This window comes from Variovorax sp. TLI9-5A, from assembly GCF_056867935.1.
Genome location: NZ_CP200310.1, coordinates 1328233 through 1351178, shown reverse-complemented (window position 1 = coordinate 1351178; position 22946 = coordinate 1328233). Strand labels below are relative to the sequence as shown.

The 22946-nt window shown below is 68.0% G+C and carries 18 protein-coding genes; 9 read left to right on the top strand and 9 right to left on the bottom strand.

All coding sequences use genetic code 11. The features are described from left to right. Positions 1-108: 108 nt before the first annotated feature. Genes AC1VNX_RS06520 through AC1VNX_RS06510 form a run of 3 tightly spaced genes read left to right on the top strand, consistent with a single transcriptional unit; the run spans position 109 to position 3573 of the window. Positions 109-1866 carry a TadG family pilus assembly protein gene (locus AC1VNX_RS06520; RefSeq protein ID WP_483155972.1) on the top strand — a complete coding sequence of 586 codons (1758 nt, stop codon included), beginning with the start codon at positions 109-111 and terminating at the stop codon, positions 1864-1866. Continuing rightward, positions 1863-2129, top strand: coding sequence for a hypothetical protein (locus AC1VNX_RS06515; RefSeq protein ID WP_483155971.1), 267 nt, complete (start codon positions 1863-1865; stop codon positions 2127-2129). The genes AC1VNX_RS06520 and AC1VNX_RS06515 overlap by 4 nt, the downstream gene beginning before the upstream one ends. 16 nt (positions 2130-2145) lie before the next feature. Further along, complete coding sequence (locus tag AC1VNX_RS06510) at positions 2146-3573, top strand: sigma 54-interacting transcriptional regulator (protein ID WP_483155970.1); 1428 nt, start codon at positions 2146-2148, stop codon at positions 3571-3573. Positions 3574-3603: 30 nt separating this feature from the next. Here AC1VNX_RS06510 and AC1VNX_RS06505 read toward each other — a convergent pair whose 3' ends face one another. From AC1VNX_RS06505 to AC1VNX_RS06475, 7 genes are all read right to left on the bottom strand, one after another. Beyond that, a complete protein-coding gene (locus AC1VNX_RS06505) occupies positions 3604-5223 on the bottom strand; it encodes a TolC family protein (protein WP_483155969.1) in 1620 nt (539 codons plus the stop codon). Continuing rightward, on the bottom strand, positions 5220-6536 hold the full coding sequence (locus AC1VNX_RS06500) for an HlyD family type I secretion periplasmic adaptor subunit (RefSeq protein ID WP_483155968.1): 1317 nt from the start codon (positions 6534-6536) through the stop codon (positions 5220-5222). Before AC1VNX_RS06500 ends, AC1VNX_RS06505 begins: the two co-directional genes overlap by 4 nt. Before the next feature lie 57 nt (positions 6537-6593). Next, positions 6594-8417 (bottom strand): peptidase domain-containing ABC transporter, encoded by a 1824-nt coding sequence (locus AC1VNX_RS06495; RefSeq protein WP_483155967.1) that lies wholly within the window; start codon positions 8415-8417, stop codon positions 6594-6596. A 102-nt stretch (positions 8418-8519) separates the two neighbouring features. After that, positions 8520-8813 (bottom strand): hypothetical protein, encoded by a 294-nt coding sequence (locus AC1VNX_RS06490; protein WP_483155966.1) that lies wholly within the window; start codon positions 8811-8813, stop codon positions 8520-8522. Beyond that, positions 8810-11896: a glutamate ligase domain-containing protein gene (locus tag AC1VNX_RS06485; RefSeq protein ID WP_483155965.1), complete on the bottom strand. Its 3087-nt coding sequence runs from the start codon at positions 11894-11896 to the stop codon at positions 8810-8812. Before AC1VNX_RS06485 ends, AC1VNX_RS06490 begins: the two co-directional genes overlap by 4 nt. A 111-nt stretch (positions 11897-12007) precedes the next feature. Next, a complete protein-coding gene (gene pal / locus AC1VNX_RS06480; RefSeq protein ID WP_432727749.1) occupies positions 12008-12511 on the bottom strand; it encodes a peptidoglycan-associated lipoprotein Pal in 504 nt (167 codons plus the stop codon). Positions 12512-12615: 104 nt separating this feature from the next. Beyond that, the gene (locus AC1VNX_RS06475; protein WP_483155964.1) at positions 12616-16989 is read right to left on the bottom strand and encodes a hypothetical protein; all 4374 of its coding nucleotides are present in this window, start codon (positions 16987-16989) and stop codon (positions 12616-12618) included. Positions 16990-17291: 302 nt separating this feature from the next. Here AC1VNX_RS06475 and AC1VNX_RS06470 point away from each other — a divergent pair, with 302 nt between their 5' ends. Beyond that, entirely contained in the window at positions 17292-17726 is a 435-nt protein-coding gene (locus AC1VNX_RS06470; RefSeq protein WP_019656213.1) for a DUF1841 family protein, read from the top strand. Between the two features lie 104 nt (positions 17727-17830). Here AC1VNX_RS06470 and AC1VNX_RS06465 read toward each other — a convergent pair whose 3' ends face one another. Next, positions 17831-18823 (bottom strand): LysR substrate-binding domain-containing protein, encoded by a 993-nt coding sequence (locus AC1VNX_RS06465; protein WP_483155963.1) that lies wholly within the window; start codon positions 18821-18823, stop codon positions 17831-17833. Positions 18824-18924: 101 nt separating this feature from the next. Here AC1VNX_RS06465 and pcaH point away from each other — a divergent pair, with 101 nt between their 5' ends. Next, positions 18925-19656, top strand: a complete 732-nt coding sequence (gene pcaH, locus AC1VNX_RS06460; protein WP_483155962.1) for a protocatechuate 3,4-dioxygenase subunit beta — start codon at positions 18925-18927, stop codon at positions 19654-19656. A 17-nt stretch (positions 19657-19673) separates the two neighbouring features. Then, complete coding sequence (pcaG, locus tag AC1VNX_RS06455; RefSeq protein WP_483155961.1) at positions 19674-20282, top strand: protocatechuate 3,4-dioxygenase subunit alpha; 609 nt, start codon at positions 19674-19676, stop codon at positions 20280-20282. A 71-nt stretch (positions 20283-20353) separates the two neighbouring features. Here pcaG and AC1VNX_RS06450 read toward each other — a convergent pair whose 3' ends face one another. Beyond that, the gene (locus AC1VNX_RS06450; RefSeq protein WP_483155960.1) at positions 20354-21046 is read right to left on the bottom strand and encodes a c-type cytochrome; all 693 of its coding nucleotides are present in this window, start codon (positions 21044-21046) and stop codon (positions 20354-20356) included. 160 nt (positions 21047-21206) lie between these two features. On the opposite strand from AC1VNX_RS06450, the gene AC1VNX_RS06445 reads away from it, so the two are divergent. Genes AC1VNX_RS06445 through AC1VNX_RS06435 form a run of 3 tightly spaced genes read left to right on the top strand, consistent with a single transcriptional unit; the run spans position 21207 to position 22924 of the window. Further along, a complete protein-coding gene (locus AC1VNX_RS06445; protein WP_126023576.1) occupies positions 21207-22061 on the top strand; it encodes an AAA family ATPase in 855 nt (284 codons plus the stop codon). A gap of 3 nt (positions 22062-22064) precedes the next feature. Next, complete coding sequence (locus tag AC1VNX_RS06440) at positions 22065-22310, top strand: hypothetical protein (protein ID WP_126023577.1); 246 nt, start codon at positions 22065-22067, stop codon at positions 22308-22310. Positions 22311-22336: 26 nt separating this feature from the next. Continuing rightward, complete coding sequence (locus AC1VNX_RS06435; protein ID WP_483155959.1) at positions 22337-22924, top strand: GNAT family N-acetyltransferase; 588 nt, start codon at positions 22337-22339, stop codon at positions 22922-22924. Positions 22925-22946: the final 22 nt, after the last annotated feature.

Below are 22946 nucleotides of genomic sequence, written 5' to 3'. Positions count from 1 at the left end.
CAATCGCCTATTGCCTTCGGTCCCTCTTCTTGACGCAAGTCTCTGGATGCCAGACCAATTGAAAAGTCGGTCGACTGCGGCGATCCAGCCCACATGAAAAGGGCGAACATGAACATTCGCCTCGACGCTCCAAACCTTCGCACCACCGCCATGTCGCACCGACGCAAAGGATCTGCGGGCTCCATCCTGGTCAACACGGCAATCGCGTTGAGCCTGATCATCATCACCTTGATTGGTACCGAACTGGGCTACCTGTTCTATCTGAAACGAGAGCTGCAGAAGACAGCGGATCTTGCGGCCCTGGCCGGTGCGCAGGGGCTGGGGGTCAACAACTGTGGGACCGCGACAACCGCGGCGGTCGCCAATGCGGCTCAGAACATGCCGGTTGGGCTCGCCCCCCTCGCCGCAGCAAGCGTTGTGTGCGGCCGATGGGACCCGGTCTTACGACCGACCGCCCCCCATTTCGGTCCGCCGGACAGCGGTCAGAAACTCAACGCAGTCAGAGTCACCATCAGCAGAACTCCTCCACTTCTTTTGGCTGGGATCCCTGGAAACCAGGCAAAGCCGATCACCGTGGACGCACTAGCTGCTCAACAGACTCCCCGAGCAAATCTGAGCATCCGCTCTACACTTTTGTCAGTTGACTCCACGCAGTCTCCACTGCTCAACGCGGTCTTCGGTGGTTTGCTAGGAGGCAGCCTCAACATCGACGCAGTCGGATGGAATGGTCTTCTCAACACCAACGTCAAGTTGCTGACATACATCGACCAATTGGGGATCAATCTCGGTATCGGCGTTGGAAAATACGATCAGGTGCTGAGCACGAACGTTTCAGTGGGCACGCTGATTCAAGCCATGATCGATGCCTTGCAGCGCAGCGGAAATACGGCACAGGTTGTGATCGACGCGCTCAATCTGATCAAAATCAGCGCCACTGCGGCGGCCGCCCAGCCATTGCTGAAGTTGGGCGATCTGCTTGGTGTACAGACCGGAACCGATGCAGCTGCCCTGAACACCGATCTGCAGCTTTTCCAGTTGCTTCAAGGCGTGGTGCAGGCCGCAAATGCCAAGAATGGCCTGGCGGTCACGGCAAGCCTTCCTCTGTCAGGGTTGGCCACGATAACGACGAACGTCAAAGTCATCGAACCGCCGCAGCTCTCTGCCACGGGCAATCCCGCATTGGCGAAGATCAACCCGACAGGGCCTGATCAGATCTACGTGCGCACAGCTCAGGTACGGGCATTGATCTCCATCGAACTGCCAGTCCTGAGTGGTATCACCAGCCTGGTCAATGCACTGACGAATGCGCTCTCGCCCGTCACGGATCTGCTTAACAACCTGCTGAGCCTGAATCTCTTCACCGGCTTGCAAAACATCCTTGGATGTACGCTGGGCTGCACACGCAATGTGACCGATCTGAAGATTCTTCCGGCACCAGTGCGTCTGGACATCAGCCTGGACGCGGGTGGAGCCGCTTCCCGAGTCACGGACTTCAGCTGTACGTCAGGAGCGACATCCCTGACCGCACTGACAACCACTTCGGCAGCGACGCTGCGGGTCGGCAGCCTGGGGGCGACAGCCGCAGCAGCAAAGACAAACGCCTTTTCATCCAGTGCGCCACCTCCTGTCAACCCCGTGTCGGTGATCGACATCGGCTCTCAAAGCTGCCAGTTGGGATTGCTGGGCCTCGGCGTGGTGAGTTGCGACGCCTCGACACGCAAGGCCTTCTACGGTGGAGGCCTCGGACTCAAGGCCGACGTGCCAGTGGCATCTTCCACGCAATCGCAGTTCTTTGCGAATCCCCCCCCCTGGATCAGCCGCCCAACTATCTGGCGATCACGACACAGAACATCGTCAACAGTGTGAGCGATACCCTGAATGCACTGAACCTCCTGATCACGATCCCACCCACTGCACCGGGCGGCGGTTTGTCGAACGTGCTTTCAGGCCTAACAAACACGCTCAGCAGCGTCATCAATGTCCTGACGAGTGTCGTCTCCGGCGTGTTGTCACCACTGCTCGACCCCTTGCTCAACACTTTGCTGAGCAAGGTGCTCGGAGTGAACCTCGCCCAGGCGGAGGTAGGGGGTCGACTCAGTTGCTCCAGCGGCGCCCAGCTCGTTTACTAAATTTCGTGTCACTTCGATGAGCTCCCCCGCCAATTTCGACGAACTCGACCTCTTTGTCTGGGAAGGCAAAGCCGACATCCTCGACCGCATCGCGCGGTGCATGGCGAGCTTCGACGTGGAGGTTGTCCGGGCCGACGGCATGCCGCCTCCGCCGCAGGACGCGGGCGTGGCGATGCGGCCGGCGGTGGCGATCATCAGCGTGACGGTCATCGACAGCGGCGGGCTGGCGCATGCGACCGAGCTGCTGCAGGGCATGCCGGTGATCTGGGTGGCGGCCGGTTCGCGCGAGCGCGACTCGCGCACTTATCCGCCCGAGTACCTTCACGTGCTGCCCTACGACTTCACCTGCGCCGAGCTGCGCACGATGGTCGCGAAGCTGGTGCGGCAGCTGCGTGCGCGCGAGGTGGCGCCGCAGGCGCCCGACGTGCTGGTGGCGCATTCCGACGCGATGAAGGCGCTGCTGGCCGAAGTGGGCGCGTTTGCCGACTGCGACCACAGCGTGCTGGTGCGCGGCGAAACCGGCGTGGGCAAGGAGCGCATCGCGCAGCAGCTGCACCTGGGTCACCAGCGCTACGGCAAGGGCGCGTTCGTGGCGGTGAACTGCGGCGCGATTCCCGATGGCCTCTTCGAGTCGCTCTTCTTCGGCCACACCAAGGGCTCCTTCACGGGCGCTGTGCATGCGCATCGCGGCTACTTCGAGCAGGCCACCGGAGGCACGCTGTTCCTCGACGAGATCGGCGACCTGCCGCGCTACCAGCAGGTGAAGCTGCTGCGCGTGCTGGAGGACAACGCGGTCACGCGGCTGGGCGCGACGGCGCCGGTGCGCGTGGACTTCCGGCTGGTGGCGGCCACCAACCGCAACCTGCGCGAGATGGTGGCCAGCGGCGAATTCCGCGCCGACCTGTTCTACCGGCTCGCGGTGATCGAGCTGCATGTGCCCAGCCTCGAGGAGCGCGGCGAGATCGACAAGATCGCGATCTTCAAGGCGCTGCTGAGCAACGTGCTCGGCGACGAGCTCGAAGCGCTTGGCGAAACGCCGCACTGGCTCAGCGATGCTGTGGCCGAGACCTACTTCCCCGGCAACGTGCGGCAGCTGCGCAATCTCGCGGAGCGCGTGGGCGTGATCGCGCGGCAGCTGCGCGGCTGGGACCAGAACCTGATCCAGCGCGCCATTGCGCTCACGCGTGGCACGCCTGCGCCGGCCGCATCGGCCGGCAACGGCATGAATGGCAACGGTGGCGGCATTGGCGCGATCGACGGCAGCGCCGACCGCAAGGGCTGGAACAGCAGCGAGCGCAACCGCATCATCGCGGCGCTGGAGATCAACGACTGGAAGCGCCAGGACACGGCGCAGCACCTGGGCATCAGCCGCAAGGTGCTGTGGGAAAAAATGCGCAAGTACCAGATCCTGGACGGCGAGCCAGGAATCCCTGAAGAGCAATAGGCTCGCCCCAGACTGCCCACTCGCCGGGCGTCAGGGGATCGAGAGGCGCTGGGCCCTGCGCAGCGCAGGCGGCGCTCCAGCCGCTCCCGTCGCGCGTTCGGCCACCACAGGCTCGCTCGCGCAGGCCGTGTTGCTCGAGATGCACAGCTTCGCAAGCAGGCCATCCTCTGTCAGCACCTGGCGGCTGGGCGCGCCGAAGAGACGGTCGATCCAGTTGTTGGGGCCGGCGGGGTCGATGCGCAGTTCGCCGGTGGTACGCGCAAGGCGCAGCTCGGAGATGCGCAGGTCGAAGACGCCGTCGACATAGTCGAACAGCAGCGTGTAGTAGTCGAGCTGCGCGTCGAGCACCTTGGGCAGGGTTTCGCGGCCGAACTCCATCAGGCGGCGGCGGCCTCGGAAGGCCTGGCCGGAGGTGCTGACGGCTTCCATGAGCTGCTTCTCGCGCTCGCGGCCGGAAACGGTGCGCGACCACGAGGCGGCAGTGAGCTCGAACAGATTGAGCTTCACGCCTTCCAGCTTGGCTTCCTGGTTGGCGACTTCGGCCAGTGCCGACTTCATGCGCAGCTGGCGGTCGAAGCCGTTGCCGAAGTTCCAGTTGAGTTCGAAGGCCGCGCGCGTCGGGTCCTGCGGCGAGACGCCGCGCGGGTCCTTGCTCTTCACGACCACGGCATCCAGCGTGGGGTAGAGGCTCGCGTCCTGCTGGTCGGCCAGCGCCCTCGCCCGCTCGATGCGGCCCAGCGCTTCGGCGATCTCGGTGCTGCGCGACTCGGCGCGGCGCAGCGCCTCTTCCTGCGTGGCAATGCGCCACTGCGCCGGCGCCGCGAGCACGGGCAGTGATTCGGCGTTCGGCGAGAACTTGAAGTAGTTGCGGAACTTGGCCATCGCCTCGTCGCGCTGCGCCTCGAAGTCGGACTCGCGCGCGGCCACCAGCGCGCGGCGCGAGGCGGCCATGTTCAGGTCGTTGTCGCCACTCACACCCAGCGCCACGCGGCGAGCCTCGGCCTTCGAAAGTTCGGCCACCACCTCGGTGGCCTTGTGCGCGATCTGCTTCTTGAGGTCGAAGCGCTGCACCTGCAGGTAGGCGGTGAGCGCGTCCAGCACCACCTTCTGCGAGGTGGTGACCACGGCCTCGTCGTCGGCCTGGTTGCCCGCCTCGGCGGCGCGCTGCGCGGCGCTCATGGCGCCGCCGTCGATCAGGCTCACGCGCGCCTCGGCGGTCAGCACGGTGTAGCTCTGCGTCTTGGCGTTGGCCGCGCCGCTGTTGTAGTTGCCCGAGGAGGTGCCGACCTTGAACTTCGGGTAGCGCGCCTGCTTGGCCGCGTCCACGCCGTAGCTGCTGGTGTTGGCTGCCGCCTGCATGGTCTGCACTTCGGGGTAATCCTGCGAGAGTGCGATCAGCGCCTGCTTCACCTGCTGCGCGTAGCTCGCGGCGCCCAGCGAGGGCGGCGACAGCCTGCGCGCGACCGTGAGCCTGGCGGCGCTTTCCATCTCCTGCTGCTGCAGCAGGTAGTCGGGCAGCGGCTGGGGCTGTTGTTGTTGCGGCTGTTGCTCCTGTGCGTAGGCCGGCGGCAGAGCGAAGCCCGCGCACAGTGCTGCGCAGACGGCGCCGGTGCCCACGCGGCGCAGATCGACCGGTTTGCGGTACTTCATGGTTCGCGGAAAGCTTCGCGGCGAAGCTTGAGCACAGGTCGCAGGATGTACCAGATGAACGGGTCGGTGCCAACGCGCAGGTCCACTTCGGACTCCATGCCGGCGGTGATGCGGTTCTCCGTGCGGCCCACGTGCGACTGCGACATGCTGATGAGCAGCCGGTAGTACGGCGCGCCGTTGGAAATGGCGGGGTCGCGGTCGGCGTCGGCCGCCACCAGCTTCACCTTGCCGTCGACTGCGCCGTAGCGCAGGTAGTCGTAGGCGGTGATCTTCACGCGTGCCTCCTGGCCCACTTCGATGAAGCCGCGGTCGTTGGGGTTGAGCCGCGCCTCGACCATGATCTCGTCCTCGTCGGGCACCACTTCGAGGATCGATTCGCCCGGCTTCACCACCCAGCCCGGGCTGGAGTTGCGCAGGCCCTTCACGATGCCGTCCGAAGGCGCCTTCACCACGGTGCGCGAGCGCTGGGTGCGCGCACGCGCTAGGTCTTCGGCCAGGCTCGCGAACTGGCGCTCCACCGTGGCCAGTTCGTCCGACGCGCGGCGGCGGAAGCGCCCTTCGGCCTCCGCCATCTTGGCCTGCGCCTCGGTGATGGAGGCGTTGGCCGAAACCACGCCCTGGCGCGCCACCGCGAGTTCGCTGCGCACGCTCTCGGCCTGGCGGCGCTTCTCCAGCACTTCCACCTGGCCCACCAGCTTCTCGCTGAGCAGCTGCTCGGAGATTTCCAGTTCCTTCTGCATCAGCGCCAGCCGGTCACTCAGGCCCTTGACCTTGGCCTCCTGCTCCAGCTTCTTGCTGCGCGCCTGCTCCAGGCCCGACACCGCGCCGGCCATCACGCCGCGCTGCTCGAGCGCGCGTGCCTGGTAGGCGCCGGTCTCGCCTTCGAACACGCCCTCGTCGATGTCGGTCGCGAAAGACTGGCGCGTGAGCGGCTGGCCGCGGCTCTCGGCCATGAGCCGCACGCGCGTGGCCTGCGTGGCGGCGTAGCGGGCTGTGAGCTCTTCGAGGTTGAGGCCGCTGCCGCCCAGGTCGATCTCGACCAGCGACTGGCCCTGCTTGACCTTCTCGCCTTCCTTCACCAGCACGTTGCTGACGATGCCGCCCTCCAGGTGCTGGATGGACTTCACGCGGTCCGAGGGAATCACGCGGCCCGGCGCGACCACCACGGTCTCCATCGGAAAGCCCAGGCCGACCAGCGCGAGCACGCCGATCGCGCCGCCGATGATCCACTGCCGCCGCCGCCCCTGCGGCGAGGTCTGGGCCGCGCGCTTCTCGTTCTCGTCCTGAAGAATCTGCGGCAGGTCTATTTTCAAATCGCGTCCCCGGTCACTCTTCGTTCGTCACTCGTTGTTCGTCGCTTGTCACTCGCCTCACGCCATGGAGCGGGAGGCCGGCGAAGCGCCAGCCGAGCCGTCTTCCGCGTCGCCCAGCGCGACCAGCGGCTTTTTCACGCCGAACAGCTTCGGCACCATCACCGCCGCCGTGCCCTGCTCCACGTTGCCCATGCCGGTGACGTGGTAGACCACGTTGGCGGCGGAGACGATACGCAGCGAATGCGTGACCACCACCACGGTGCGCACCTTGGCCACCGCGAGCAGCGTGGCGAGCAGGTTGCGCTCGCTCTGGAAATCGAGGTCGTTGCTTGGCTCGTCGAGCACCAGCACCGAGGGCTTGCGCAGGAAGCTCATGGCCAGCGCAAGCTTGCGCCGCTCGCCCACCGACACGCCGGTGCCGCCTTCGCCGACCATGGTGCGGTAGCCGTCGGGCAGCCGCGAGATGAAGTCGTGCGCGCCCGAGAGCCTGCAGGCCGCGACGATCTGCTCGTCGCTCTGGCCCGGCGCGTTGCGGCGCATCACGTCGATCAGCGAGCCGCCGAACCAGTAGACCTCCTGCGAGAGGTAGCTGATCCAGCGCGACAGCTCCTCGCGGCCGAACTGCGAGAGGTCGTACTCGCCGATGCTCACCACGCCGCGCGTGGGCGTGTAGAGGCCCGACAGCAGCTTCACCAGCGTGGACTTGCCCGCGCCGTTGCGCCCGACGATCACGTGCAGGCCGCCCGGGCCGATGTCGAGGTCGACGTTCTCCAGCACCGGCTGCTGCGCGGTTTCGGTGAAGCTGAAGCTCACGTCCTTCAGGGTGATGCGGCCCAGCGGCTGGGGCAGCGTCATGCCCGTGGGCGGCTTCTCGACCGGTTCGCGCAGCACGGTCTCCAGGCGCTTGGCGGCTTCCTTGGCGGTGGCCAGCGAGCGCCAGTTCGACACCAGCCCGGCCACCGGCTGCAGCGCCTTGAGCGCCAGCATGTTCGAGGCGACGAGGCCGCCCACCGTCATCCACTGCTCCATCACCGAAACGGCGCCGACAGTCACGACCACCACCGAGAACACGGTGAGCAGCACGGTGGTGCCGTCGCGCGCGGTCTCGATCTGGCCGTTCTTGCTGAAGCTCTCGGCGAGCCAGGCGTTGTAGGTCTGGCGCCACATCTCGATGGTGGGCGCGTCGTTGGCCTGGGCCTTGAGGGTTTCGCGCGCGTTGCAGATCTCGGCGGTCACGCGATCCAGGCCGCGCCCGCGCTGCACTTCTTCCACGCGGCCGGAGCGCACCTCGTCGGCCCACCACCACGCGAGGAAGGACATGATCCCGAGGAAGAGCGCCACCACCGGCAGCACCGGCAGCGCGACGATGCCGATGACCACCAGCGCGAAGACGGCCATGGGCAGGTCGAAGATGGACTGGGCCAGCCCGCCGGTGATGGTGCCGCGCACCGAGGCCACGTCGCGGAAGTACAGGTGCCACACCGACGCGGGCCGCGCTTCGAGCGCGCGCAGCGGCCGGCCCAGCATCGAGTTCAGCAGCGCGCCCGAGACGCCGTGGTCGACGATGGCGCCCGCGTTGCGCAGCAGGCGCGAGCGGCGCGTGCGCAGCCAGAACTCGATGCACAGGAAGAACAGGATGCCGCTGACCAGCGCGGCCAGCGTCGAGGTGCCGCTGCGCGAGAGCACGCGGTCATACACCTGCAGCAGGAAGATGGAAGGCAGCAGCCCGAACAGGCTGATGGGCAGCGAGCGCCATGCCGCGCTCTTCACGAGCGGGTAGGCAGCGCGGAACGCGGCGTTCAGCGCGCCAGCGTAAGGACTGGCTCCGGGCTCGTCCGGGGACTCGGCAACCAGTTGGCTTGGCAGGAGGAACTTGATCATGGGAAAGAGCCGGTTCGTCGTGCAATGACGCCTGCGTCATTATCAACTGTTACCCGACTGTTACAAGGCAAATATTCGCTCACCGTGTGCTTCAAACACACATCAGCACGACAGCTTCTGCCCCCTCGCGATATCGGCCCTGATCCCATGAACCGGCTCCGGTTGCGCGGCGCTTCCCGTTACCGCGCAACCGGCCGGCCTCCCTGCCCTGGCCTCCCCTTTCTGCCCTGACAAATCCTGCGCGAACACCAGCGCGATGTTGGCGCACAGCAGCATGCAAAGCACCCACGCGCACAGCAGCTGCAGCCAGCCCAGCCACCAGTGGCGCGCGGCCGGCTGGCGCTGGATCGGAGCCTCGTATCCGAAGGCCGAGTGCAGGAGTGCGTTCAATCTCATGGCAGTGCTTTCAAAACCCGGGCAAGGCGCGAAAGGCCCACGCCCGCGGAACTCTTCGCCAACACCCAGTCGCCGGGCTGCAGCAGCCCGCCGAGCGCGGTCGACAGATCGGACACATCGACGAACCAGTGCGAGCGCACCTTGGTGCGGATGCGCGCATGCAGCGCGCGCATCAGCGGGCCGCACAGCAGCACGCGGTCGGGCTGCGACGCGAGCAGCTCGGCCTCGAGGTCGAGGTGGTGGCGCTGCGCGGCAGGGCCGAGCTCCTGCATGTCGCCGAGGATCGCCACGCGGCGCGCCGGCTCGCAGGGCGCCTGCGACAGCAGCTCCAGCGCCGCGCGCATCGAGCTCGGGTTGGCGTCGTAGGTCTCGTCGATCAGCTTGAAGCTGCCGCCGCCGATGTGGATGGTGTGCAGCGCGCCGCGGCCGCCCGGCGGCTCGAAGTGCGCGAAAGGCTCGACCGCGGCGGCCAGCGGCAGGCGCATGGCCTGCAGCGCGGCGAGCGCGGCGATGGCGCTCGCGCCCATGTGCCGGCCCGGCGCATTCAGCCGCAGCTGGAAGGGCTCGCCCGCCACCTGCGCCTGCACCTCGCCATGGTCGAAGGCCAGCAGGCGCACGTCGGCATCCTTGTGCTCGCCGTAGGTCACGATCTGCAGCTGCTGCGCCATCGCCGCTTCGGCGAAGGTAGCGAACTCGGGCATGTCGCGGTTGAGCACCACGGCGTCGCCCGGCGCCATCGCCTGGAAGATCCGGCTGTCCAGGCGCGCGGCGGCCTCGCTCGGGCCGCGATGTTTCTGCGATGCGGTGGAAAGCCCCGTCACCACGATCAGCGAAGGCCGCACCAGCTGCGCCGACGCCGGCATGTGCGAGGTGCCCATCTCCAGCACCCAGTAGGCCGCGTGCCTCGGCATGCAGGTCATGTTCCACGCGATGCCCGACGGCAGGCTCACGTTGCCCTCGGGCTGGCCGACCTCGCCCCACACGGTCAGCGCGCCGGCCAGCATCGCGGCCACGGTGCTGCTGCCCGCGCCGCTGCCGAGCACGCCGCACACGCGGCCGGTGAACTCGGCGCGCGCATGGTCGCCCAGCTCCAGCACGGCCTGCAGCACGTTCTGCACCTTGAGCACGGGCACGCGCTTGTCGAGGTGCGGCTTGGGGTCGGAGCACAGCACGGCCGCGGCCGGCTGCAGCACGCCCTTGAGCGTGACGGCGGCCAGCGGCGTCCTGGAAGGCCGCGTCTGGTGGTCGAACACCACGCGGCCCTTGCGCATGAAGGAGCGCTGCGCCACGCCCGCGGCGCGCCAGCCGTCCTCTGGCTTGACGACCCATTCGCCGCCGGTCACGCGCGCCATCTCGCTGGCGGTCCACACGGCGCCGTCGTCGCGCCCGCCGCCGGAGCCCGAGCCCGCGCCGCCGGGCGCGGCGCGGCGCTCCATCAGGTAGCGGTGATAGGCGGCGAAGCCCGTGAGGTACTGCTCCACGTCGTCGATGCGCACGCGGAACGAGTGGTGGCGGATGAAGAACGAGCCCACCACCGTCGAGGGCCGGCGGAAGTACATCGCCATCTCGGGCCAGAAGAAGCCGTTGAGCAGGTAGTGCGCGCGGTAGTCGAGCGCGCGGTAGAACTTCTCGGTGTCGAGTTCGTCCAGAAGGTGCCGCATCGCGGGCATGCCTTCGAGCCGCTGGAGCATCTGCTGCGCGGCCAGCATGAGTTCGAGCAGCGTCGGGAAGGTGGTCTTCCGGTCGAGCACGAAGTCCAGATACCCCGCCACGTTCTGCAGGCCGAAGCGGAAATACTTCTCCTGCGGGCTCCAGTGCGTGAGTTCGCAGACGCAGCAGCTGAGCCAGTGGTCGTGCGCCTGCCAGTGCTGGCTGGCGATGAAATGGTCGAAGGCCTTTTCCACCACCGCCAGCCATTGCGGCTCGCGCGTGAGGGCATAGAGGCGCATGAGGCCGTAGGCCGCCTCGCCGTCGTAGTAGATGATGCGCGAGGCCTGCTTGACCGTGAGGTCGGCCGCATGCAGCACGTGGTTGAAGCGGCCGGTGGCCGGGTCCTGCATCGACGCGATGCCCAGCGCGAGGCGCTCCAGCAGCGGCAGCCAGCGGCGCGTATCCATCAGCTCGCAGTACTTCACCAGCGCGAGCACGCAGGCCGCGTTGCCGCCGAGCTTGATCTCGCCGCCGGTGTCGACCAGGAAGGCCACGGCGCGCCCGTCGACCAGCGTGTACTCGCGGATCAGCGAAGTGGTGAGATGGTCCAGCGCCCGGTCGATGGCCGCGCGCAGCGTCTCGTCGCGCGTGAGCTCCCACGACTCGAGCATGGCGTAGACCGCGCTCGCGTGGCGCATCGCGTCGTAGGTGGGAATGCGGCGGTCGAAGCACGGGAAGTAGCCGTACACGAAGAGGCCGTCGCTTTGTACCTGGCGCGCGAGATACGACGAGCCGCTGCGCACCAGCTCCAGCACCGACTGCGGGTTGAGCGCCGGCAGCTGCCTGCGGCCCGCGTCGAGCCCCGTGCCCACCAGCTTGTGCACCACGCCGTCGGGCTGGCAGAACACGCCCACGGTCGCCAGCAGGTAGACGGGCTGGTCCGAGGGCATGTCCAGCGGCGGCGAGCATTCGAAGCGCGCCTGGCCGTAGACCTCGAAGTTGCGCGCGTTGACCACCGAGTGCGCGATGGTCGAGTCGCCGCACAGCATGGCGTTGGCGTTGAGCTCCTGCTCGGTGAAGGCGAGCGCGAAGTCCTTGTCGAAGGCCAGGCCGAGGCGGAAGTAGTTGCGCTTGACGGCCGTGAGCTGCGTCTTGAACTGGGCCCAGTCCATCGGGCTCGCGCCCTCGACCCAATCGATGCGCAGCCATGGCGAGACGATGCCGCGCTCGCGCACCCAGCGCTCGACGTGGCCGGCGCCTTCGCGCCATGCTGTCTCGAAGTCGGCGGCGCGTGCGTGCACCACGTGCGCGCGCTGCGCGCCGTCGCTGACCGAGAAGAACAGCGTGAACGCCGGGTAAGGGGCAGGCAGCGCCGCGCACACCGACACCAGGCGTTCGTGGCAGGCGTGGAGCTGGTCTGGGAAGGACATCATTCGGCCCCGTTCGGATGCGGGAAACCGGCCGCGCCCGTCATCTGCTTTCGCTCTGGTGACGTGTGCGTGGTCCGGGGACTGCCACCGCCGAAGTCATCGCGTGACCCGGCTTCAGCGGTAGCTGAATTCGGCGCGGCGATTGAGCTGATAGCCCTCCTCGGTGGTTTCGAGCGATGCGGGTTTCTCCAGGCCCCAGCTGATGGCCTCGATGCGCTCGGCGGGCACGCCGAGCTGCGTGAGCGCGCGCTGCACCGAGTCGGCACGGCGCTGGCCCAGTGCCAGGTTGTATTCGCGGCCGCCGCGCTGGTCGGTGTGGCCCTCGATCACGACGCGGCTCTGCGGCCGGTTGCGCAGGAAGCTCGCGTGAGCCTCCACGATGTTCCGGTCGCCGGGCCTGATGTTGTATTTGTCGAAGTCGAAATAGACGATCTTCGGCACGCCGACCGGTCCGTTCTGCACCGGCGGCGGAGGCGCCGGCTCCACCTTCGGCACCGCGGTCGCAGCCTTGTTCGAGTAGTAGTAAGTCGCATCGTCACGACCGGTCTTGGGGGCCGCGCAGCCCACGAGGACTGCGCCGAGCGCGACGATGGCCACTGTCTGGAAATTCTTTTTCATATCGGTCCTTTCGCGGGACAGGCCGGTGGCGGCCTGTCCCTGGTGCTGCTGCGGCAAGCTCCCTCGCCCCTCTTCCTTCTTGTGAACTGTTCCGTGTCCGCCGATCAGCCGAGCAGGCCGTGGAGGATGTTCGTCACCGGCGATGCCGCGTGCTCGACCAGGCTGGTGATCGGCGTCACGACTTCCGTCACCAGCGGGGTGACGGCGTGTTCGACGCCACTCGTCACGTTGCTGACGGCATCCGCCACCGGGGCAACCGCCGTCGTGGCGCCAGCCAGGATGTCGGTCACAGGTGCGGTCACGTCATGCACAGCGCTGGTCGCGTTCGACACGATCGGCGTCACGGCATCGGTCGCGCCGCTGGCGACTTCGGTCACCGGCTGCAGGATGTTCGCCACCGGGCTGCTGCCGCCGGTCAGGCCGCCGAGCAGGCTGCCCACCAGACCGTCCTGACCCAGCAGGCTGCCGACGAGGCCATCGTTGCCGAGCACGCCGTCGAGCAAGCCACCAGCGTCGCCACCGGTCACCGTGCCGAGCAGGCCACCGACAAGGCCGTCGCTGCCGAGCACGCCGTCGAGCAGGCCACCGGCGTCGCCGCCGGTCACGGTGCCGAGCAGGCCACCGACAAGGCCGTCGCTGCCGAGCACGCCGTCGAGCAGGCCGCCAGCATCGCCACCGGTCACGGTACCGAGCAGGCCACCGACGAGGCCGTCGCTGCCGAGCACGCCGTCGAGCAGGCCGCCGGCGTCACCACCGGTCACGGTGCCGAGCAGGCCACCGACGAGGCCGTCGCTGCCGAGGACGCCGTCGAGCAGGCCGCCAGCATCGCCACCGGTCACGGTGCCGAGCAGACCGCCGACCAGACCGTCGCTGCCGAGCACGCCGTCGAGCAGGCCGCCAGCGTCGCCGCCGGTCACGGTGCCGAGCAGGCCGCCGACCAGACCGTCGCTGCCGAGCACGCCGTCGAGCAGGCCACCAGCGTCGCCACCGGTCACGGTGCCGAGCAGGCCGCCGACAAGGCCGTCGCTGCCGAGCACGCCGTCGAGCAGGCCGCCAGCGTCGCCGCCAGTCAGGCCACCCAGCAGGCCGCCAACCAGGCCGTCGTCACCGAGGACGCCGTCGAGCAGGCCGCCGGCGTCGCCGCCAGTCAAACCGCCCAGCAGGCCACCGACCACGCCGTTGTCGCCAAGAACGCCATCGAGCAGGCCACCGGCGTCGCCGCCAGTCAGGCCGCCCAGCAGGCCGCCAACCAGGCCGTCGTCGCCGAGCACACCGTCCAGCAGGCCGCCGGCATCGCCGCCAGTCAGGCCGCCCAGCAGGCCGCCAACCAGACCGTCGTCGCCAAGCACACCGTCCAGCAGGCCGCCAGCGTCGCCGCCAGTCAGGCCACCCAGCAGGCCACCGACCACGCCGTTGTCGCCGAGGATGCCGTCGAGCAGGCCGCCGGCATCGCCGCCAGTCAGGCCGCCCAGCAGGCCGCCAACCAGACCGTCGTCGCCAAGGACGCCACCGAGCAGGCCGCTGTCACCGCCGAGTACGCCACCCAGCAGACCGTCGTCGCCCAGGACACCGCCGAGCAAGCCACCGTCGCCGCCGAGCACACCGCCCAGCAGGCCGTCGTCGCCCAGCACACCGCCAAGCAAACCACCGTCGCCGCCGAGCACGCCGCCGAGGAGGCCGCCACCATCCAGCAGGTTGGCCACGCCGTCGGTCAGGTAGTCGACCTGCGCCGTGACACCGTTGAACAGCGCGTTCGTCGTGCCTGCGCCGAGCAGTTGGTCGGTCAGCGGGCTAAGCAGACCGGCGGCATTGCCTGCCACCTGGCCCACGAGGCCGTCGACCGGGTCGAGCACATTGGGGTCGTTCTCCGAGAAGCTGGTGCCGAGCACCGGGCCCAGCAGGCCGTCCGTGGTGTCGGTCAGGCCGTCCACGACGCCGACAACCGGGCCGAGCACGTTGCCCAGTCCGAGGCCGCCGAGCAGGCCGGTGTTGAGGCCGTCGACCAGGTTGCCGACCACGCCGTCGGCCGGGTCGAGCAGCGCAGCGCCAGTGCCCGGGGTGCCGCCACCGCCGATGCCGCCCAGCACGTCGCCGAGCAGGCCACCCAGCAGGCCGTCTTCGCCCAGCAGGCCGCCGACCGGACCTTCTTCACCGAGCAGGCCGCCAACCAGGCCGTCCGGTCCGAGCAGACCGCTGGCGAGGCCGTCGTCGCCGATCACGCCGCCCAGCAGGCCATCGCCACCGAGCAGGCCGCCGACCAGACCATCGTCACCGAGCAGGCCGCCCACGATGCCGTCGCCGCCGAGCACACCGCCGACCAGGCCGTCATCGCCCAGCACGCCGCCGAGCAGACCGTCATTGCCGAGCAGGCCGCCCACGAGGCCGTCGTCACCCAGCAGGCCGCCGACCAGGCCGTCGTTGCCGAGCACACCGCCCAGCAGGCCGTCGCCGCCCAGCACGCCGCCGAGGAGACCGTCGTTGCCGAGCAGGCCGCCCACGAGGCCGTCGTCACCCAGCAGGCCGCCGACCAGGCCGTCGTCGCCGAGCAGGCCGTCGACGGCACCGCCCAGCAGGCCGCCCTCGCCACCGAGCAGGCCGCCCAGCGGGCTGTCGGAGATCAGGCCAGAGATCGCGCCGTCCTGGCCCAGCAGGCTGTCGACCAGGCCACCGTGGCCCAGCAGTTCGCCGGTGAGGCCGCTGCTGCCGAGCAGGCCCGAGAGGGCACCGTCGCCGCCGAGCAGGCCACCCACCAGACCATCGTTACCCAGCAGGCCGCCCACTGCGCTGCCGTCGCCGAGCAGGCCGCCCAGCACGCCGTCGTCACCCAGCAGGCCGCCGGTCAGGCTGCCCACGGCGCCGTCGCCAAGCAGGCCGCCGACGAGGCCGTCGCTGCCCAGCACGTTGCCGAGGACGCCGCCCAGGGCGCTGTCCTCACCCAGCAGGCCACCGACGACGCCGTCTTCGCCGAGCAGGCCACCGACCAGGCCGTCTTCGGCCAGCAGGCCGTTCACGAGACTGCCTTCGCCCAGCACGTTGTCGAGCACGCCGCCCAGCAGGCCGTCGTTGCCCACGAGCTGGTCGGTGAGGCCGCTGAGGCCGAGGGCGTCGGTCAGGCCGCTGATGATGCCGTGGTCACCGACGAGGTTGGTCAGGCCGTTGTCCAGCGCGTCGGTCAGGTAGTCGACCTGGCCCAGCACCGTGCCGAGGATGGCGGTGGTCGCGCCCTGGCCCAGCAGGTTGTCGAGCGTCGGGCTCAGCGAATCGCCCAGCAGGTCGGTCACGCTGCCGACGGTGTTGTCGATCGGGTCGAACTGGTTGGGATCGTTCGGCGTGAACTCGCTGCCGAGCAGCGGAGCCAACACGTCGTCGAGCGTGTCGGTCAGCCCGTCGGTCGTGTTGGTGACCGGGGTGAGCGAGTCGCCGAGGCCGAGCGCGCCGCCGAGGCTGTCGGTGACGTGGCCAAGGAGGCCGTCGCCCGGGTCGAGGAGGTGGTCTGCGTCTGCGTCTGCGTCTGCGTCGGCGTCGGCGTCGGCATCGGCATCGGCATCGGCATCGGCATCGGCATCGGCATCGGCATCGGCATCGGCATCCGCGTCAGCGTCAGCGTCAGCGTCAGCGTCAGCGTCAGCGTCAGCATCCGCGTCAGCGTCGGCATCCGCATCCGCATCCGCGTCCGCGTCCGCGTCCGCGTCGGCGTCGGCGTCCGCGTCGGCGTCGGCGTCGGCGTCGGCATCGGCATCGGCATCGGCATCGGCATCGGCATCGGCATCGGCATCGGCGTCACCATCCGCATCCGCATCGGCATCCGCGTCCGCATCCGAATCGGCGTCCGCATCGGAGTCGCCCGGCGTGCTCGGATTGCCCGAACCGACAAGCAGCGGAACGACGCTGTCGCTGCCGCCGCCACCACCGCTGAGAGCGGCACCCAGCGCCGCGGCGCCCAGGGCGCCGAGCGCGAATTCACCCAGCCCGATGCCGCTGCCGGCAGCGAGCTTCTTGGTGACGGCCAGGGCAGCGGCATCCGCGTCGCTGTCGGGCGGAGTCACCTGCAGGTCGCCCGAGGCGACATCCACATTCACTTGTTCGAGGCCGCCGGGCAGCTTGGTCGAGCCGATGGTGGCGTCGGTGCCGCCGGTGAACACACCTGCGAGCGGAGCCTTGTTGGTGGCCGATCCGGGGAAGAGCACATTGGCGTGGCCGTCCTGCGGCACCAGCACGCGGTCGCCGGCCATCAGCGTCTGATTGCCATCGACGGGAATGCTGACACCGTCGCGCATCACGGTGACGCCGGGCGTGGCGTTCGATAATGTGCCGATGCTGGCGGGGCCAGCAGCCGCAGTGGCTGCGGCAGGAGCGGCCGAACTCACCATGCCGGGAGTACCCAGCGGAGTGACGGTGGCCTGGGCGAGAACCACAGGGGCAGCGCCAGCGGCGGCAAGTCCCTCGGTCGGATTGGTCGATGCTTGTTGAGCGGTCATTGGGCAGCCTCTGTGACAAAAGATGCCTACTCAGGGGCAACTAGCGTGCCGCTTTTGCCGCGCTCCATGCCAAAGCCATTGCAGGTGCCGCAACTCGTTGATTCGTATGGAAAATTTTCTTTTTGCAGGGCCTCCGGCGGGATGTGGAAACAGCTCGTAAGGAGGTCAATCAGCGATTCGTTACGTAACGACGTAACGCCTCGTACCCGGAACGTCCGACACATCCGAGGGGCCGCGAAGCCGCCTGAAAAGCAGTTCGCACCGATGGCTCCCTCTCTTCTTTTTGCTACCTCTATATAGATATGTTCAATCCCTCCCAGGAAGACGTGCGCCGCTTCTTCTGCGACGTCTACGCCAAGCACCGGCAGGGCCTGCCGATGGAAGCGCTGGAGACCATCGCCGCCGGCTGGATCGACCAGCACCCCGAGTACCACGAGGACCTGGCCGATGCCGACGCGGCGGTGGCGCGCGTGTACGACGGATCGAACGGACGCGAGAACCCGTTCCTTCATCTGTCGATGCATCTGTCCATCAGCGAGCAGTGCTCCATTGACCAGCCACGCGGCATCCGCCAGGCGGTCGAGCTGCTGGCGGCGCGGCGCGGCTCGCTGCTGCATGCGCATCACGAGGCGATGGAGTGCCTCGGGCAGATGATGTGGGAGAGCCAGCGCGCAGGCCGGCCGCCGGATGGCGAGGGCTACGTGGCCTGCGTGCAGCGCCGAGCGACAAAGGACTAACCCCCAGGCTTCGCGCACTTCGTGTCGCTTCGCCAACCCCCTTGCAGGGGGCAACACCAGCGGCCCGGCAAAGCCGGTTCCGCGGTGTTCCTTGCGAAAACCGGCTAGCCGCTGCGCTTCCGTCTGGCCGCGGGCGGAACGGCGCCCTGCTGCTTCGCCGCCTCGCGCAGCAGCGCGGCCATGGCGCCGCGCAGGGCCGAGGGCTCGGCATCGCTGCGCTGCAGCAGGCCGACCGGCTCCTCGGTGCCGCCGGTCTCGATGCGCAGCCGCACGAGGCGCCCGTCGGCGAGCTCGCCGCGCGCGGCGCCCAGCGGCGTGATCCACACCGCGTCGGACACCGCCACCAGCGCGCGCGCCACCGCCACGTCGAGCGTCTGCAGCGTGTTGGCCGGCAGCACGAGGCCGCGCGCGGACAGGAAGCTCTCGGTGTTGTGGCGCGGGATCGTGCCCTCGCCGTACACCACCAGTGGATAGGCCAGCACCGCCTGCACCGACGCCGCCTTGTGCGCCAGCGGATGGCCCGCGCGCACCGCGAACACCAGCGCCTCGGTGTGCAGCAGCTCGAAGCTCAGGCCGCCCATCAGGCGCGGATCGCTCATGCGGCCCACCACCAGGTCGAGCTCGCCGGCGCGCAGCTCATCGAGCAGCGCGGCGTTGGCCGCGCTCTTCACCACGATCTGCACCGAGGGGCGGCTGTCGCGCAGCCGCGCGAGCGCCACCGGCAGCAGGGCCGGCGCCACGCTGGGCAGCGCGCCGATGCGCAGCCGCTCGATGCGCTCGCCCGCCACCGGCGCCACGGCCTGCGCGCTGGCGTCCAGCGCCTCGAGCACGCGCAGCGCATGCGCGAGCAGCTGTTCTCCGGCGGCCGTGAGGCCCTGCACGCCACGACGGCCGGCCTTGCTGCGCTCGACCAGCCGCGTGCCGGCGATCGCCTCCAGCTCGGAGAGCGTCTTCGACACTGCCGGCTGGCTCAGCGCCAGCCGCTCGGCGGCGCGCGCGAGATGGCGTTCCTGCGCCACCGTGACGAGGCAGCGCAGGTGCCGCAACTGCACGTTGCGCACGAAGTCCTGGCGAAGATCGGTGAGTGGGTCTTTCAATTCCTGATAGTTATTGAAAACGTAGCAATCTTCAATTTACATCATCGGATGCCGCTTCTAAAGTGGCGGCTTCCGGATTCGTCCCACGACAGGAGACAACGTTGACCAAGAGCCAAGATCCCCGGGCCCCCTCGCCCACCCTCACGCCGCGCGACTGGGATGCCCACCCCAGCTACATCTACCCCGGCTACAAGTCCACCGTGAAGCGCGGCCCGCAGAAGCCGCTGATTCCGCTGAAGGCCTCGCTCGGCGAGCTGCAGCAGCCGGTGTATGGCCACGACAGCATCGGCGAGTTCGACCACGACCTCACGCGCAACGCGCGCCGCAATGGCGAGCCGCTGGGCGAACGCATGATCCTCACCGGCCAGGTGCTCGACGAGCGCCGCCGCCCGGTGGCCAACACGCTGGTCGAGCTCTGGCAGGCCAACGCCGCCGGCCGCTACGTGCACAAGGTCGACCAGCACGACGCGCCGCTGGACCCCAACTTCCTCGGCGCAGGCCGCTGCCTGACCGACAGCGAAGGCCGCTACCGCTTTCTCACGATCAAGCCCGGCGCCTATCCGTGGGGCAACCACCCCAACGCCTGGCGTCCGCAGCACATCCACCTGTCGCTGTTCGGCCAGAGCTTCGCGAGCCGCCTTGTCACGCAGATGTACTTCCCCGGCGACCCGCTGCACCAGTACGACCCGATGATCACAGGCACCCCCGAGCGCTATCGCAACCGCCTGATCGCCGACTTCAGCCTCGACATCACCGAAGAAGGCTATGCACTGGGCTACCAGTTCGACATGGTGCTGCGCGGCGCCGACGAAACGCCGTTCGAAAACCGCTGAGCCAGGAGACACACACCATGCTGATGACCGCACTGGAAGCCAACTTCGGCCAGACCCCCTCGCAGACCGTGGGCCCCTACTTCGCCTACGGCCTCACCGCCACGCAGTACGGCTACGACTTCGACCAGCCCTTCGATGCCGTGCTTGCGCTCGACAACGCCACGGGCCAGCGCATCCGCCTCGAAGGCCGCGTGCTCGACGGCGACGGCAACCCGATCAACGACGCGCTGGTCGAGATCAGCCAGCCCGACGGCGAAGGCCGCTATCCGCAGACGCCGGAAGAAGCACGCGCCATGGGCTTCCGCGCCTTCGGCCGCGTCGGCACCGGCACGCACGAGGGCAACCGCTTCGTGTTCCACACCGTAAAGCCCGGTGCCGAGTCGGCCGGCGAGGCACCGCACATCAACGCGATCGTGCTGATGCGCGGCCTGCTGCTGCACGCCTTCACGCGCATCTACTTCAGCGACGAGGCCGAGGCCAACGCGAAGGACGCAGTGCTGCAGAGCGTGCCCGCGGACCGTCGCCACACGCTGATCGCCCAGCGCGTGGAGCAAGGTGGAGCCATCACCTACCGCTTCGACATCCACATGCAGGGTGCGGACGAGACGGCCTTCTTCGACGTCTGATCCTCAGGGAAATCCCGGACACAAAAAAAGCCCGCATCGCGGGCTTTTTGTTTTGGAAGCGCTCGGCTTGCTTATTCGGCGCCGTGGTGAATGCGCGACTCGGGCACCGTCTTCAGTTCGCCCGGCAGCGAGCTGATGTAGCTGGCCAGCGTCTTCAGCTCGGCGTTGGTGAACTTCTTGTCCTCGACCTGCTGGCCCATCACCGCATTCGAGCGGCCCAGGTGGGAGTTGTTCTTCACGCGATACGACTTGAGCGCGACGAAGAGGTAGTCGGCATGCTGGCCGGCCAGCTTGGGCACGGTGCCGTCGTTGGGCGTGTTGAAGTTGGCGCCGTGGCACTTGGTGCAGCTGTTGTCGGCGTTGCGGGTGATGAGTGCCTCGACGTTGGCCGGCGTGGGCTTGGCCAGTGCGGCGGGAGGTGCGCTGCCGTCCTTCAGGCCGAGCTGGCTGTAGTAGGCGGCGATGTCGGCGATGTCCTGGTCGGAGAGCGTGTCCGCGATGGCGCGCATGGTGGGATGCTTGCGGTCGCCGCCCTTGTACGCGGTGAGCGCTGCCGTGATGTAGGTGGCGCTCTGGCCAGCGATCATCGGCACCTTGTGAATCTCCGGGAAGCTGGCCTGGTAGCCGATGATGCCGTGGCAGCCCACGCACATCTGTACCTTCTTTGCTCCGTCCTGGGCCTTGCCAGTGACTTGTTGGGCTTCAGCCGAGACCGTCACGGAAGCGACAGCAAGGGCAAACATCGTGGTCAACAACTTGTTCATTTTGCGCGCACAATCTCGTGGAGAGTACAGTTTTTCGGATCAACATTCGATTATATGCAGGGGTCCCCTGGAACCCTGTGCAGGCCAACCCTGAGGCTGCACAACGCACATCGGGTGTGTTCTTTTCTCCACCCCAGCCTTCGTCTCACGCATCTCACTCATGAAATTCCAGGGCTCCGACAACTACGTCGCCACGCAGGACCTGATGCTCGCGGTCAACGCGGCCATCACACTCAAGCGCCCGCTGCTCGTCAAGGGCGAGCCCGGCACCGGCAAGACAATGCTGGCCGAGGAAGTGGCTCAATCGCTCGGACTGCCGCTCCTGCAGTGGCACATCAAGTCGACCACCAAGGCGCAGCAGGGCCTGTATGAATACGACGCCGTGAGCCGCCTGCGCGACTCGCAGCTGAAGGACCTCGACGGCGGCGAGCGCGTGAGCGACATCAACAACTACATCGTCAAGGGCGTGCTCTGGCAGGCCTTCACGGCCGACCAGCCGGTGGCATTGCTGATCGACGAGATCGACAAGGCCGACATCGAATTCCCGAACGACCTGCTGCGCGAAATCGACCGCATGGAGTTCTACTGCTACGAGACGCGCGAGCTCATCCGCGCCAAGCACCGGCCGGTGGTGTTCATCACCTCCAACAACGAGAAGGAACTGCCCGACGCCTTCCTGCGCCGCTGCTTCTTCCACTACATCAAGTTCCCCGATGCCGAGACGATGAAGCACATCGTCGCCGTGCACTTCCCCGGCCTCAAGCAGGAGCTGCTCGCGGCCGCGATGAAGACCTTCTACGACGTGCGCAACCTGCCCGGCCTGAAGAAGAAGCCCTCCACCTCCGAGCTGCTCGACTGGCTCAAGCTGCTGGTGGCCGAGGACATCCCGCTCGAGGCCCTGCAGAGCAAGGACGACAAGGTCGCCGTGCCGCCGCTGGTGGGCGCGCTGCTCAAGAACGAGCAGGACGTGACGCTCTTCGAGAAGCTCGTCTTCATGCAGCGCAACAACCGCTGAGCCATGAGCGGCCAGAAACACTCCACCAGGCAACTCATGAAGCTGGGCATTGCCCAGGCGGTGCTGTTCATGGTGGGCGCGATGCTCGGTCGGGGGCTTGGGCTGCTGCTGGGCCTCGACGCCTTCGGCAGCGGCGAATACAACAAGCGCGAGCTCATCGGCATCGCGCTGATCGGCCTGGGCGGCGGTGCCGGCGCGCAGGCCGCTCGCGTCTGGTACGTGCACAAGTACGGCGATCCGCGCGGCTGAAGAATCACGAAGAGAAGGTGCTGAAGATGGCGTTCGTCGAACCTGTCACGCTGAAGGCGCGCGGCCTCGCGCTGGTGCCGCTCTCGCTCGCGCACGAAGAAGGCCTTCGCGCCGCGGCCGCCGACGGCGAGCTGTGGAAGCTGCGCGTGACCTCCGTGCCCGAGCCGCAAGACACCCGCGCCTACATCGAGACCGCGCTCAAGACCGCCGACCGCTTCGCCTTCGCCGTCACCGACGAGGCCACCGGCACCGTGCTCGGCAGCACCAGCTACCACGACATCCTGCCGGCCGTGAAGCGCGTGGAGATCGGCTACACGTGGTACGCCGCGCGCTGCCAGCGCACCCACGTCAACACCACCTGCAAGCTGCTGATGCTCACGCATGCCTTCGACGCGCTGGGCTGCAACACCGTGGGCTGGCGCACCGACAACTTCAACTTCGCCTCGCAGCGCGCCATCGAGCGCCTGGGCGCGAAGAAGGACGGCGTGATCCGCGGCCACGCGATGCGCCGCGACGGCACCATCCGCGACACCGTCATGTACAGCCTGCGCGCAGGCGAATGGCCCGAGGTGAAGGCGCAGCTGCTGTATTTGCTCGACAAGCCGCGCAGCTAGAGAGAGCGCGGCCGTAATTGAG